The organism is Actinomycetospora sp. CA-053990 (assembly GCF_050948445.1).
GTDB classification, from domain to species: domain Bacteria; phylum Actinomycetota; class Actinomycetes; order Mycobacteriales; family Pseudonocardiaceae; genus Actinomycetospora; species Actinomycetospora callitridis.
This window is the reverse complement of the sequence record NZ_CP192043.1, coordinates 721980-735082: the sequence shown is the minus strand read 5'-3', so window position 1 is coordinate 735082 and position 13103 is coordinate 721980. Positions and strand designations below refer to the sequence as shown.

At 75.1% G+C, this 13103-nt stretch carries 17 protein-coding genes; 5 read left to right on the top strand and 12 right to left on the bottom strand.

Annotation, left to right across the window (positions count from 1 at the left end; translation table 11 throughout):
• The first annotated feature begins 13 nt into the window (after nt 1–13).
• Nucleotides 14–622, top strand: coding sequence for a maleylpyruvate isomerase N-terminal domain-containing protein (locus ACQPYN_RS03760; RefSeq protein WP_433033630.1), 609 nt, complete (start codon nt 14–16; stop codon nt 620–622).
• Between the two features lie 31 nt (nt 623–653).
• Here the strand turns inward: ACQPYN_RS03760 and ACQPYN_RS03755 are convergent, their stop codons facing one another.
• From ACQPYN_RS03755 to ACQPYN_RS03730, 6 genes are all read right to left on the bottom strand, one after another.
• Entirely contained in the window at nt 654–1367 is a 714-nt protein-coding gene (locus ACQPYN_RS03755) for a DUF2267 domain-containing protein (protein ID WP_433033627.1), read from the bottom strand.
• Between the two features lie 44 nt (nt 1368–1411).
• Nucleotides 1412–1981, bottom strand: coding sequence for a dimethylsulfonioproprionate lyase family protein (locus ACQPYN_RS03750; RefSeq protein ID WP_433033624.1), 570 nt, complete (start codon nt 1979–1981; stop codon nt 1412–1414).
• Nucleotides 1981–2775: an ABC transporter permease gene (locus ACQPYN_RS03745; RefSeq protein ID WP_433033621.1), complete on the bottom strand. Its 795-nt coding sequence runs from the start codon at nt 2773–2775 to the stop codon at nt 1981–1983. Before ACQPYN_RS03745 ends, ACQPYN_RS03750 begins: the two co-directional genes overlap by 1 nt.
• Nucleotides 2772–3788, bottom strand: coding sequence for an ABC transporter ATP-binding protein (locus tag ACQPYN_RS03740; protein ID WP_433033618.1), 1017 nt, complete (start codon nt 3786–3788; stop codon nt 2772–2774). Before ACQPYN_RS03740 ends, ACQPYN_RS03745 begins: the two co-directional genes overlap by 4 nt.
• A gap of 168 nt (nt 3789–3956) precedes the next feature.
• On the bottom strand, nt 3957–5570 hold the full coding sequence (mdlC, locus tag ACQPYN_RS03735; RefSeq protein ID WP_433033615.1) for a benzoylformate decarboxylase: 1614 nt from the start codon (nt 5568–5570) through the stop codon (nt 3957–3959).
• 126 nt (nt 5571–5696) lie between these two features.
• Nucleotides 5697–5957 (bottom strand): hypothetical protein, encoded by a 261-nt coding sequence (locus ACQPYN_RS03730; protein ID WP_433033613.1) that lies wholly within the window; start codon nt 5955–5957, stop codon nt 5697–5699.
• A gap of 144 nt (nt 5958–6101) precedes the next feature.
• Here ACQPYN_RS03730 and ACQPYN_RS03725 point away from each other — a divergent pair, with 144 nt between their 5' ends.
• On the top strand, nt 6102–7256 hold the full coding sequence (locus ACQPYN_RS03725; protein ID WP_433033610.1) for an epoxide hydrolase family protein: 1155 nt from the start codon (nt 6102–6104) through the stop codon (nt 7254–7256).
• A 53-nt stretch (nt 7257–7309) separates the two neighbouring features.
• Here the strand turns inward: ACQPYN_RS03725 and ACQPYN_RS03720 are convergent, their stop codons facing one another.
• Nucleotides 7310–8362: a zinc-binding dehydrogenase gene (locus ACQPYN_RS03720; protein WP_433033607.1), complete on the bottom strand. Its 1053-nt coding sequence runs from the start codon at nt 8360–8362 to the stop codon at nt 7310–7312.
• An 80-nt stretch (nt 8363–8442) separates the two neighbouring features.
• Between ACQPYN_RS03720 and ACQPYN_RS03715 the strand changes: the two genes are divergently transcribed.
• Complete coding sequence (locus tag ACQPYN_RS03715; RefSeq protein ID WP_433033605.1) at nt 8443–9093, top strand: TetR family transcriptional regulator; 651 nt, start codon at nt 8443–8445, stop codon at nt 9091–9093.
• Here the strand turns inward: ACQPYN_RS03715 and ACQPYN_RS03710 are convergent.
• Both ACQPYN_RS03710 and ACQPYN_RS03705 read right to left on the bottom strand, forming a co-directional pair.
• Nucleotides 9036–10343, bottom strand: a complete 1308-nt coding sequence (locus ACQPYN_RS03710; protein WP_433033602.1) for a DNA polymerase IV — start codon at nt 10341–10343, stop codon at nt 9036–9038. The genes ACQPYN_RS03715 and ACQPYN_RS03710 overlap by 58 nt on opposite strands.
• 4 nt (nt 10344–10347) lie before the next feature.
• Entirely contained in the window at nt 10348–10815 is a 468-nt protein-coding gene (locus ACQPYN_RS03705) for an HAD family hydrolase (protein ID WP_433033599.1), read from the bottom strand.
• Between the two features lie 147 nt (nt 10816–10962).
• On the opposite strand from ACQPYN_RS03705, the gene ACQPYN_RS03700 reads away from it, so the two are divergent.
• A complete protein-coding gene (locus ACQPYN_RS03700; RefSeq protein ID WP_274192283.1) occupies nt 10963–11169 on the top strand; it encodes a DUF2795 domain-containing protein in 207 nt (68 codons plus the stop codon).
• Between the two features lie 84 nt (nt 11170–11253).
• On the opposite strand, the gene ACQPYN_RS03695 is transcribed toward ACQPYN_RS03700, so the two are convergent.
• The gene (locus ACQPYN_RS03695; protein ID WP_328302542.1) at nt 11254–11517 is read right to left on the bottom strand and encodes a hypothetical protein; all 264 of its coding nucleotides are present in this window, start codon (nt 11515–11517) and stop codon (nt 11254–11256) included.
• An 85-nt stretch (nt 11518–11602) separates the two neighbouring features.
• The gene (locus tag ACQPYN_RS03690; RefSeq protein WP_433033595.1) at nt 11603–11845 is read right to left on the bottom strand and encodes a hypothetical protein; all 243 of its coding nucleotides are present in this window, start codon (nt 11843–11845) and stop codon (nt 11603–11605) included.
• A 210-nt stretch (nt 11846–12055) separates the two neighbouring features.
• Between ACQPYN_RS03690 and ACQPYN_RS03685 the strand changes: the two genes are divergently transcribed.
• The gene (locus tag ACQPYN_RS03685; RefSeq protein ID WP_433033592.1) at nt 12056–12802 is read left to right on the top strand and encodes a hypothetical protein; all 747 of its coding nucleotides are present in this window, start codon (nt 12056–12058) and stop codon (nt 12800–12802) included.
• A gap of 3 nt (nt 12803–12805) precedes the next feature.
• On the opposite strand, the gene ACQPYN_RS03680 is transcribed toward ACQPYN_RS03685, so the two are convergent.
• Nucleotides 12806–13102: a hypothetical protein gene (locus ACQPYN_RS03680; RefSeq protein WP_433033590.1), complete on the bottom strand. Its 297-nt coding sequence runs from the start codon at nt 13100–13102 to the stop codon at nt 12806–12808.
• Between the last annotated feature and the right edge of the window lies 1 nt (nt 13103).

The following is a 13103-nucleotide window of genomic DNA, read 5'->3' as shown; positions in this document are numbered from 1 at the left end:
GAAAATCGCTCACATGCTGGAGGGGTACGCCGAGGCGGCGCAGGTGGTCACGGAGCTGGTCGGGCGGGTGCCGCCGGACGCCTGGGACGCGCCGGCGCTGGGTGAGTGGGACCTGCGCTCGCTGGTGGGGCACACCAGTCGGGCGTTCGTCACCGTGCTGACCTACCTGGAGCGGCCCGCCGACACCGAGGACATCGACTCGCCCGAGGGCTACTACGCCCTGATGCCGTCGATGACCGGCGAGGGGATCGACCCGTCCGCCGTCGCGCAGCGCGGGCGGGACGCGGGCGGGGCGCTCGGCAACGACCCGGCCGCGGCGTTCGCGACGCTCGCCGAGCGCGCCGTCGCGGCCACCCGCGCCGCCGACCCGGACGCGCTCATCGCGACGATCGCCGGCGGGATGCGCGTCGCGTCCTACGTGCCGACCCGCACGATCGAGCTCGTCGTGCACGGGTACGACATCGCGACGGCGACCGGGCTCGACGTCGCGTTCAGCGCGCACACGACGACCCAGGTGGTCACCGTGCTCGCCCGCACCGGCGTGCGCCTGGGCCACGCCCCGGTGCTCCTGCACGCCCTCACCGGCCGCGGCTCGCTCCCGCCGGGTTTCTCGGTGGTCTGAGGGGCCTGCGGCATCACTCACGTGCGGAGCATCAGCCGCCTGCGCCGATCGCGCCGACGATCTCGTCGAACCGGGCGGCGAGCTCGAGGTCGATCTCGGCGACCACCTGCATGCTCTCGGTGCGGGCGCGCACGGTCAGCGAGGTGGGCGTGCGGTCGACGATCCGCAGCCGGGCCCCGAGCTCGCTCTCGGCGCGCCGCAGGCGCTCGAGCACGAGGTCGAGGCGCTCGGGCGGCAGCTCGACGGTCCGTTCGATGCCGCTCACGTCACCCGACCACTCGGGCAGGCGCTGCAGCTCGCGGTCGAGCTCGTCGGCGTCCACCGGCTGGGGGCGACCCTGGGCGCCCTCGGACGCCGCGTCGGGCGGGAGCGTCGGCCCGACGCCCCGCAGGTCCGCGGGCACGACGCGGCCGATCCGCTCGCCGAGGTCGGCGTCCTCGGCACCCAGCTGGCCGATCACCGCGGTCAGCGCGTAGCGGGCGCGCTCGGGGGCCCAGCCGCTGCGGCGGGCGACCTCGTCGACGAGGCCGGCCTCGGTCGGCGTGCCGCCGCCACCGTTCGCCCGGTCGACGTCGGACTCGACCTCGAGCAGGTTGGGCAACGCCTCCACGAGGGCGGTGCGGTCGTCCCCGGGCAGGTGCTCGGCCAGCGTGGCCAGCACGGCGTCGGCGGCCCGGCGCGCGTCATCGGTCTCGGCGAAGCCACCTCGGGTGGCGACGCCGGCGAGGAACTCCTGGTGTCGCATGGCTCAGGGCCTACCCGGAGCACCCCGCCCGACAATCAAGGTCCTCAGCAGAACTCCGCAGACGTTCCCACCTCACCGATCCAGACGTAGGCGAGCAGGACGGCGCGGTCGCCGGTCCACATCCCGTGGGGCTGCCAGGACGCGTGGTGGACCAGGACGCCGGCCGGCTCGGGGGCGGGCTCGGCGGCGGCCGCGTGCACCCACCGGATCGCGCCCGCGGGCAGGTAGAACTCCTCGGCGGGGTGGTGGTGCGGCGGGTACCGCACGCTCGGTCCCAGCAGGACCAGGCCCAGCGCGACGTCCTGCGCGTCCGCGAGCGTGGCGTGCGCGTAGAGGTCGAGGAACGACGCGTCGGGCGGGTTCGCGACGTAGGCCGCGGTCTGCTGCCACCGCGCCGCCGCCGCGAGCGGGCCGAGGACCCCGGCGAGCTCGGCGTCGACCTCCTCGCCCGCCCGCGCCACGGCGTCGTCGAGATGCGCGAGCACCGGGAGTGCGGTGTCCGGGCCCTCGGACCGCGCCGCGAGCCGCCCGAGGGCCGCGGCCTGCGCCGCGAACCCGCGAGCGGCCATCACCGCCGCGAGCCGCCCGCGCAGGGCGTCCAGCTCCCCGGTCATCAGTCGAGCGCGCGGCGGACGAACCCCTGGATGCCGATCGCCCCGAAGAGCAGGCACGAGGCCACGAGCGCCAGCAGGCAGAGCCAGCCCGGCAGGTGCGGCACCGCGGGCGTCAGTGCGCCGCGCAGACCCTCGGAGACGTAGGTGATCGGGTTGAGCGCACAGATCACCTGGAACCAGCGCAGGTTCTCGAGCTGCAGGAACGGGAACTGCGTCGACCCGGTGAACAGCAGCGGGGTGATCACCAGGGCGAACACCACGTTGATCTTCCTGGGCGACACCAGCGTGCCGAGGACCAGCCCCGCGGCCCCGCCCGCCAGCGAGCCGAGCACGAGCAGCACCGCCGCGAACGGCAGGCCCGCGAGCACCCAGTTGACCTCGTCGAGCACGATGTAACCGACGGGGATCATCACGAGCGAGCCGAAGAGGCCGCGCGAGGCCCCGAACACGATCTTCTCGACCGCGACGAGGCGCGTGGACAGCGGCGCGAGCAGGCGGTCCTCGATCTCCTTGGTGTACGAGAAGTCGATCACCAGGGGGATCGCCGTGGCCTGCACGGCCACGAAGAACGCGTTGAGGGCCAGGAGCCCGGGCAGCAGCAGCTGGGCGTAGCCGGGGGTGACGTAGCCGAGCTGGCCGAGCACCACGCCGAACACGAACAGCAGGAAGAACGGCTGCATCAGCACCTGGCTGATGAAGCTGCCGAACTCCTTGCCGGTGACCGCGAGGTCGCGGCCCAGGACACCGAGGAACGCGCGGCCCTGGCCGGGCCCGACCTTCACCGGGGCGCTCACCGCAGCCCCCTGCCCGTCAGGTCGATGAAGACGTCCTCGAGCGTGGGCTCGCCGAGCTCGACCTGCGAGACGACGGCCTCGGCGTCGGCCACCGCGGCGAGCACCGGCGGGAGCGCGGCGCCGGCCTCGCCGTCGCAGCCCACCCGCAGGTGCGTCGCCGACGCGGCCTCGCCGGTCAGGTCCTCGACGCTCGACACACCGCGGAGCTCGCCCAGCCGCCCCACGAGCACGTCCACGTCGGCACCGGTGATCGTGAGATCGATGGTGGCCTCGCCGGGCAGGGCCGCCACGAGCGCGGACGGCGTGTCCAGCGCGAGGAGCTTGCCGTGGTCGACGATGCCGACGCGGTCGGCGAGCTTGGCCGCCTCGTCCATGTCGTGCGTCGTGAGCACCACCGTGACGCCGGACGCCGCGAGCTCGGTGACGCGGTCGTGCACGAACAGGCGGGCCTGCGGGTCGAGCCCCGTCGACGGCTCGTCGAGGAAGAGCACCTGCGGGTCGTGCATCAGGCCGCGCGCGATGATCAGGCGCTGGGCCTGGCCCCCGGAGAGCTCGTCCGGGTTGGTCTTCGCCTTCTCCGCGAGCCCCATCCGTTCGAGCAGCTCGTCGGCCAGCCGACCGCGCTGCGCCCGCGGGACACCGTGGTAGGCGGCGTGCCAGACGAGGTTGCCCCGGGCGTCGAGCGAGCGGTCGAGGTTCGGGCGCTGCGGCACGACGCCGAGCACGGCGCGCGCCCCGACGGGGTTCGCCGCGACGTCGATGCCGGCGACGGTGGCGAGCCCCGAGGTCTTGGTGACCCGCGTCGTCAGGACGCCGACCGTGGTGGTCTTGCCGGCGCCGTTCGGGCCGAGCAGCCCGAACACCTCGCCGCGGCGCACCGCGAAGCTCAGCCCGTCGACCGCGGGCGTGGTGCTGCGGCCGTAGCGCTTGACGAGATCGCGCACCTCGACCGCGGGCGCGGCGTCCGGTGTCTGCTCGTCGGCCGACGGCCGCGTCGTGGTCTCCGTGCTCACGCGTGGTCCTCCCCCGCGCCCCGGACCGTTCGGAGGGCGCCCGCGCGACGCTACGCCCGGGGCACGACGGACCTCGTGTCGATCTCGGTCCTCGGTGATGCTCATGACTCGTCACGGTGCGACCTCGACGACGGTCGAGGTCAAGTGGACGAGCTCAGCCCGGCCCGCTCAGTCCCCCGCGGGCGGCACCGGGACATGGACGAGGCGCGGACCGGGACCGGCGACGCCCCGGCGCACCGCGGCGCGGAACTCCTCGACCGTCCCGACGGTCTCGGCCGGCACGCCGTAGCCCTGCGCCAGGGCGAGGTGGTCGATCGCGGGCAGGTCGAGCCCGGGCACCTTCGGGGTCTGCTCGCGCTGGGCGAACCACTTGAGGATCGCGTACTCGCGGTTGTCCAGGACGATGATCGTCACCGGCACCTGCTGGGCCGCCGCGGTGGCGAGCGACTGGATCGCGTACTGCAGCGAGCCGTCGCCGAGCACGGCCACGACGGGACGCGACGGGTCGGCGATCGCCACCCCCACCGCGGCCGGGAGGCCGAAGCCGAGCCCGCCCGAGGTGGTGAAGTACGAGCTGCCGGGCTGCGTGATCGGCAGCCGCGCCTGCTGGGTCGCCCGGTGCGAGGGCGCCTCGTTGACCAGGACACCGCCGTCGGGCCACTCCTCGGCGAGGGCGGTGAAGAGCTCCTCGGACGAGAGCCGGCCCTCGCCGTCGGGCCGCGGCGCGTCGAGCCCCCGGCGGGACGGCGGCGCCGCCCGGTCGGCGGGACGGGTCCCGACGCGGTCGAGCAGCGCGCGCACCGTGAGGGCGGGGTCGGCGACGACCGCGTCGCCCATCGGGGCCCGGGCGGCCTGGTCGTGGTCGGCGGTGACGTGCAGCAGGCGGGTGCCCTCGGGCAGGAACGGGCCGGGCACGTAGGGGTAGTAGCGGAACACCGGCGCGCCGACGACGAGCACGACGTCGAAGGGCTCGAGGGCCTCGGCCACCGGCGCGATCGCCATCGGCAGCGGGCCCTGGAACTGCGGGTGGTCGGTGGGGAAGCCGACGCGTCCCTCGACGGGCGGGGCGAACACCGCGGCGCCGAGCCGCTCGGCGAGCGCCACGGCGTCGTGGAAGCCGCCGGCGGCATCGACGTCGCCGCCGACCACCAGCGCCGGCGCGCGGGCGGCGTCGAGGGCCTCGACGAGGACGTCGAGCCCGGCCGGGTCCGGGGCCGCGCGCTGGTGCACCCGGCGGCCCGCGACGAGGCCGGCCGCCTCGGTGGTCGGGTCGAGCACGGCGTCCCAGTCGTCCATCGGGATCGACACGAACACCGGTCCCCACGGCGCGCTGGTCGCGACGTGGATCGCGCGGGCCAGCACGGCGGGGACGTCGGCCGGGCGGGCCGGCTCGAGGGAGAGCTTGACCGTGGGCCGCGGCAGCATCGTCGCGTCCGGGTTCGTGAGCAGGGCCTCGAGGTTCATCATCGGCCGCACCTGCTGCCCGGCCGTGACGACCAGTGGGGCGCCGTTGGCGGAGGCGTTGACCAGGGCGCCGACGGCGTTGCCGACGCCGGGCGCGGTGTGCAGGTTGACCAGGGTCGGACGCCCGCGGGCCTGGGCGTAGCCGTCCGCCATACCGACGACCGCGGCCTCCTGCAGCCCGAGGACGTACCGGAAGTCGTCGGGGAGCTCGGAGAGCATGGGGAGCTCGGTGGACCCGGGGTTGCCGAAGATCGTGGTCATCCCGTGCGCCCGGAGCACCTCCAGCGAGGCCTCCCGGACCGTGGGTCCCTGCGCCATGCGTCCTCCCGCCGATCGTGGCCGAGCACGGCGATGATCGCCGTTCTCCGCTGCCGGCGGCAGGAGTACCCCTCGATCTGAGGACCATCCCGGTGCCGGTGGGGGGACACGGCACCGGGACGGCCCTCAGCGCGGCCGGTGGAGGCGCGAGAGACGGATGACGACGTCGCGCAGGCCGTCGTTGTCGAACTCGCGCCGCATCTCCTCGGCGCGCAGGGTGGCCTCGACCCCTTCGTAGGGTCCGTGGGCGTCGAGCTCCCCCGTCTCGGGATCGAACACCAGCACCACGTAGCCGTCACACTCGTTCAGATCCACTGCTGCGGCGAGCAGGGCCGCCGACCGATCGTTCATCACGCTGATCACCTCCACCTCGTGCATCGCCACCATGAGGCCCGGTGTGACACCTCGGGGCGAAGTTGGCTCGTTCGGGTCACGAACTCCAGCCTTCGGCGTGTCGCCGCACCACGCGTTCGGAGGTGCCCTACGCCGCCGTCCGGCGAGGGGGGCGTCGTCTGGCTACCGTGCCGACCCGTGGCCACCCACGCACCCGTACCCGCCGGGGATCCCTCCGTCGAGATCGTCCCGTTCGTGCTCGACGTACCGCCCGAGCAACTCGCTGACCTGCACGAACGCCTCCGCCGCGTGCGCCTGCCCGAGCCCGCGACCGACGTGGGCCAGGGGCTGGGCCTCGATGCGGTCGCCGAGCTGTGCCGCGCCTGGCTCGAGGAGCACGAGTGGCGTCGCGTCGAGGACGAGCTCAACCGGCGGGGTCAGTTCCGCACCGCGATCGATGGTCTCGGTCTCCACTTCCTGCACGTACGGTCACCTCGACGTGACGCACAGCCACTGCTCGTCACCCACGGGTGGCCCGGCTCGGTCGTCGAGGTCCTGGACGTCCTCGACGCCCTGACCGACCCCGGCGACGACGCGCTGCCCGCCTTCCACGTGATCGCGCCGTCGCTGCCCGGCTTCGGGTTCAGCGACAAGCCGACCGGTCCCGGCTGGGGCGTCGACCGCATCGCCGACGCCTGGGCCGAGCTCATGACCCGCCTCGGCTACGAGCGCTTCCTCGCCCAGGGCGGCGACTGGGGCGCGATGGTCACCACCGCGCTGGCCGTCCGCCACCCCGACCGCGTCGCGATGATGCACACGACGATGCCGCTCGCCCCGCGTCCGGACGGGTTCGACGACGCGACCCTCTCGGACACCGAGCAGCGCTGGCTGGCCGAGTCCGCCGCGTTCCGCCGCGTCGGCTCGGGCTACTCGGCCCAGCAGCGCACGCGGCCGCAGACCCTCGGCTACGGCCTCGTCGACTCGCCGGCGGGCCAGCTCGCCTGGATCGCCGAGAAGTTCGTGGCCTGGACCGACGGCGACGGCTTCGGCGGCGTGCCGCGCGACCGCGTGCTCGACAACGCCTCGATCTACTGGCTCACCGCGTCCGGCGCGTCGTCGGCGCGCCTGTATTGGGAGAGCTTCGGCGGCATCGACACCTCGAAGCCGGTCACCGTGCCCAGCGCGGTCTCGATGTTCCCGGCCGAGATGGTGAAGAACCCGCGCGCCTGGGTGGAGGCCCGTTACGTCGACCTCCGGCACTGGAACGTGCTGCCCACCGGCGGGCACTTCGCCTCGCTCGAGGTCCCCGGCGACTTCGTCGACGAGCTGCGGGCGGCCTTCGCGCGCGCCTGATGACGCAGCGAACGCGCTGTTCGCTGCTTCTACGCGCACGAAGTCCCCGTTGATCACGGCGTGACGACGATCTTCCCCACGTACTCGCCGCGACCGAACTCCTCCTGCGCGGCGTGGATCGACGCCAGCGGGTACGACGCCGCGATCCGGGGCCGGACGCGCCCGGCGACGGCGTCGTCGAGGAGCTCGGCGAAGTGGGTCGGCGTGTGCATCGACGAGCCGACGAGCGACACGTTGTGCAGGTAGAGCCTGCGCAGGTCGAGGTCCACCGACGCGCCGCCCAGCGCGCCCGCCACCACCCACCGCCCGCCGTCGCGGACGTGCTCGAGCAGGGCCGGCAGCAGCGGCCCGCCGACGACGTCGACGACGGCGTCCAGCGCCCCGCCCGCGGCCTCGTGCACGGCCTCCGCGACGGCGTGCGGGTCCGGCCCGCGGAGCACGACGGCCGCGGCACCCGCCTCGCGGACCGCGTCCTCCTTCCCGGCCGCGGTGAGCGCGACGACGCGCGCGCCCCGGGCCGACGCGAGCTGGACCGCCGCGAGACCGACCCCGCCCGACGACCCGGTGACGAACACCGTCTCGCCCGCGCCGATCCGGCCGCGCGCGAGCATCCCCGCCGCCGTGCCGTAGGCGACCGGGAGCGCCGCGAGCTGCTCGTCCGAGAGCGGCGAGCCCGTCACGTCGTGGGCGCGCCCGTCGGCCGCGACGACGTAGCCCGCGAAGCCGCCGTCGGCCTCGCTGCCGAGCAGGCCGATCGGGCCGGCGTCCGGGCCGGGGCCGTCGTAGAACGCGGGATCGACGACGACCCGCCGGCCGATCCGTCCGGGGTCGACGCCGTCGCCCACGGCCGCGATCTCGCCGGCGATGTCGCCGCCCTGGATGCGCGGGAAGTCCACCGGGCCGCGCCAGCCCGCGAGGGCGTCCGGGTCGCCGGGGAGCCCGTAGGCGCCGCGCCGGGTCCAGAGGTCGGTGTTGTTGAGCGCCGCCGCGCTCACCCGCACGAGCACCTCGCCCGCGCCCGGGACGGGCACCGGGACCGTGCGCAGCTCCAGCACCTCCGGCCCGCCGAAGCCCGTGAGCACCGCGGCCAGCATGGTGTCCTCCACCGATCCTCCTACACAGGTCTGTGAACCACTCTCACCGCAGAGTAGGTTCACAGGTCGGTGACCACAACGGGAGGCCGCGCATGACGACGACGGACGAGGGGCCGCGCCTGACCCCCGGGGCACGGCGCATCCTCGAGGTGGCCTCGGCGCTCTTCTACCGCCACGGCATCCACGCGATCGGCGTCGACACGATCGCGGCCGAGTCCGGCGTCACCAAGCGCACCCTCTACGACCGCTTCGGCTCGAAGGACGAGCTGGTGGCCGCGTACCTGCGGGCCCGGGACGAGCGGTGGCGCGCGCGGGTCACCGCCGCGGTCGAGGCGGAGACCGATCCCGTGCGCCGGGCGCTGGTCCCGTTCGCCGTGCTCGAGGGCTGGGTCGACGACGGGAGCCGGGGGTGCGCGTTCGTCAACGCCTTCGCCGAGCTCGACCGGCCCGACCACCCCGGGCGTCCCGTGATCGACGACGAGAAGCGCTGGCTGCGGGAGCTGTTCGCCCGTGAGCTCGGGCGGGCGGGGGTCGCCGACCCGGACGACCTGGCCCTGCAGCTGCTGGTCGTGCACGAGGGCGCGCTGGTGACGCACGCGGTGGCGGCGGAGCCCGCGGCCCCCGGGCGGGGTCGGCGATCGCGCGGCAGCTGGTGGCGGCCGCGGTGGCGCGGGAGGTGTGAGCGTCAGCCCAGGCTCTCCGCCGGGTCGGCGCGGGTCAGGGCCGGGTCGTCGGCGGCGTAGGTGATCGCCCGTCCCGGGCCCGAGGACGCGGTCTCGAAACGCACGGTGACACGGCCGTGGCCGGCGCCCTGCACCCAACCGTGCCCGTGCTCGGGATGGGCGACGTCGTCGCCGGTGCGCCACTCGCGCCGGGGCTCCGGCTCGGGCTCCGGCAGGGGCGCCACCTCCGGCGCGGGGGCGGGCGTCGTCGGGGTCTCCGGGAACAGCGCCTCCTGCACGGCGGTGGTGAGCCCGGAGAACGAGACGCCGACGAGGCGCACGCCGGCGTCGGGCAGCGCGGCGACCGCGAGGCGCTGGGCGGTGTCGGTGAGCGTGGCCAGGTCGGTCGTCGCGACCGCGTGGGTCTCGGCGCGGCTCGTCGTCCCGAACGACGAGCTCCGGATCTTGACGCTGACGGTGCGCGCCGCGCGGTGCGAGGCGAGCAGGCGGCGGTGGGCGCCCTCGGCCAGCTCGGCGACGGCGGTGCGCACGGCGCCGAGGTCGGAGAGATCGGCGTCGAACGTCGTCTCCGCGCTCACCTGCTTGGCCTCGCCGCGCTCGACCAGCGGCCGGTCGTCGATGCCGCGCGCGAGGCGGTGCAGACCCGTCCCGACGGCCGTCCCGAGCAGCGAGGTCACGTCGGCGAGGTCGAGCGCGGCGAGCTTGGCCACCGTGTCGACGCCGGAGCGGTGCAGCGTCGTCTCGGCGACCGGGCCGATGCCCCAGAGCGCGCGCACCGGCAGCGGGTCCAGCAGCGCCCGCTCGCCGCCCTGGGCCACGACGTGCACCCCGTCCGGCTTGGCGAGGCCCGACCCGATCTTCGCGACCTGCTTGCCCGATCCGGCGCCCACCGAGACCGCGAGCCCGGTGACGGCGCGGACCTCGGCGCGCAGCCGCTCGGCGAACGCGCGCACGTCGTCGGCACCCGCGTCGGCGAGGGCCTCGGGCTCGGCGAAGGTCTCGTCGTAGGCGATCTGCTCGAGCACCGGCGCCCAGGCCCGGACAACACCGAAGAAGCGCTCGGAGAGCACCCGGTAGAGCGCGGTGCGCGGGGGCAGCGCCACGGCGTGCGGGCACAGCCGCCGCGCCTGCCCCATCGGCATCGCCGAGCGCGCCCCGCACTCCTTGGCCTCGCCGCTCGCGCCGGCCACGATCCCGCGCGGGCCCAGACCACCGACGAGCACCGGGCGCCCGCGCAGCGTCGGACGGGTCAGCTGCTCGGCCGACGCGAAGAACGAGTCGAGGTCGAGGTGCAGGACCCAGCGGGGCACGGTCTCAGGATGCCCGCAACGACCACAGCTCGTCCGGGTGCCCGAGCACGGCGCGTGCCCCGGCGGCGCGCAACTCCTCGGCCCGCGACCCGCCCCAGGCCACACCGACGGGCACGAGGTCGTGCGCGACGGCGGCGCAGAGGTCGGCGGGGCTGTCGCCGAGCATGGGCGTGCCCGGCTCGGCCGCCGTGATCCCGAGCCCGAGCAGCGCCTCGCCGACCACGGCGTTCTTGCCCGCGTACTCGCCGTCGGCCCCGCGTCCCGCGACCTCGGTGAAGCACGCGAGGACCCCGAGCCCGGCGAGCACCCGGCGGGCGAGCGCCACCGGCGCCGACGTCGCGACGGCCAGCGGCACGTCCCGCGCGTGCAGGGCCTCGACGAGCTCCACGGCGCCGGGCGCGGGCCGCGTCGTCCCGGTGAGGACCAGCGTGCCGTCGAGATCGAACACCACGGCCGGGAACGGGGGCGCCACGGCCGGGAGTGTCGCGCACCGGAGGGTTCGGGCGAGGGGCGGTGCGGGAGCGAGCGGGGACCTTGCGCGCCTAGAAGCAGCGAACGCGCTGTTCGCTGCTTCGGGCGAGGGACGGTTCGAGCAACGGGCGGTCGGCTAACCGCCGGCATGGGTTACGACGTCACGCAGGTGCAGAAGACGCTCGCCGGGTTCCAGTACCCGGGCGGGCCGCAGGAGCTGGCCGACCACGCCTCCTCGAACGGGGCCGACCAGCAGCTCGTCGACACCCTCAAGGGTCTCGACAAGGACCAGTTCGACGGCCCCAACGCCGTCATGGCGAAGCTGGGCGACGCCGGGGTGCTCGGCGGCAGCTGAGCCACCCCGGAAAGCAACGAACGGCACTTTCGCTCCCTCGACGGGAGCGAAAGTGCCGTTCGTTTCTGTGAGGGGGCCCAGGTCTCAGTGCGGCAGCGTCGGCAGGCCCCGCTCGACCATCTCCCGGGCGCCCTCGATCGTCCCGTCGCCGACCCACGTGTTCGGGTCGAGCTGGGAGACGTTCCAGCCGCCCGGACGCACACGCGTCGAGTACAGGAACGTGTCCTTGTTCTCGACCCACTGGATCTCGTAGTCGATCGGGCTCGGTCCCACCGAGCTCCACCGCCACGCGGCCCCCGAACCCCGGGACGTCTCCTTCACGGAGACGCCGTCCACCTCGATGGCCATGCCCACCCCTCCAGGCTCCGTTGAGCCGATCGGAGCAGCAATCTACCGGCCGACCGGGCCGTCGGACGCGCCCACTCACGTCCGCTCACGCGGCCGAGCGGGGTGCCCACCCCTCTCGGGTGAGGGCACCGACGATGCGCAGCGCCTCCGGGCGGTGGGCGTCGGGGTGGTGGGTCGTCCAGCTCCACTGCTCGCACTCGGCGTGGAGGAGGTGCGCGACGACGGTGACGGCGTGCTCCCGGTCGGCGGCGTCGACCGCGACCGCACGCGGGTGCGTCCCGGGGCGCAGCAGCGCGGCGACGGGAGAGTGGGCGGGCACAGCACTCATGACGACCTCCCCTGCCGGGCCGTCGACCGGACGGACCCGCGGCGGGTGGGCGAGCCGCGACGACGTCGACGCGTGCCTGACGCACCGAGCGTGACCGACCGCTGACGCCGGAGGGAACAGACCGGGATCCGGACCACAGTGCGCGGACCGGGACGTTCGCCACAGGCGAGGCCCCGGTCCGGGCCGCGGCGGCCGGGCATGATGACCGCCATGGCCACAGCGAAGGAGCCGGCGGCCGACTGGACCGTCGAGCTCGACACGACCCCCGGACGTCGGCAGGCCCAGGAGGAGTTCGTCCTCCACCACGCCGACGGCACGGACGAGCGCCTCGTCCTGCACGACTACGCGCGGGTGTACTCGGTGCCCGGCCTCTACGAGGAGGTCGTCCAGCACCGGCTGCAGTGCGCATCGCCCGCCACCGTCGCGGCTGCGCTCGCCGAGGCCGTCGCCGCGTCCGGGTCCTCGGTCGACGACCTGCGCGCCTTCGACCTCGGCGCCGGCAACGGCGTGGTCGGCGAGGAGCTCCGCGCCCGCGGCGTCACCGTGGTGGCCGGGGCGGACGGTGTCCCGGAGGCCCGCGACGCCGCGCACCGCGACCGTCCCGGGCTCTACGCGCACTACCTCGTGGGCGAGCGGCTCGACGTCGACGAGGTCCGGCAGCTCGTGCGCGACGAGGGGCTCACCGCGCTGGTCGCCGCGGGCGCCGTCGGCGAGGGGCACGTCCCGGTCGACGCCCTCGCGCAGCTGTGGGACGCGTTCCCGCCCGGCTCGTTCCTCGCCCTGACCCTCGCCGGCGGCGACGCCGGCCAGGACGCCACGGACGTCGAGGCGATGCTCGCCGCGACCGAGGGGTCCGAGCACCCCTCGCGCACCGTCGTCCGGCGCACCTTCCGGCACCGCCTGTCGATGGCCGGCGCCGAGCTGCACTACCTCGTGCTGGTGGCCGTCAAGGAGTAGTGCTCAGGCGCCGCCGCGCACCAGCGTGAGCCGGGGGCGGTGCGCGGGCGGCGTGACGGCCGGGCGGCTGGGCTGGGGGCCGGGCCGCGACCCGGTGTGCGGTCCCCGGCGCGAGCGCCGGGGCCGGGCGCCGCCGACGAGCCCGACGAGGTCGTTGACGAGGTCGTCGGCCAGCTCCTCGGACAGGACGCCACCACCGGCGTAGTCGTCGAGCACGTCGACGCCGCGGCGCCACGTCACGCTGGTTCCGGCTCGGTCGTCGTGGGCACCGTGCCGGGGCCCGACCTCGTCGCTGATCATC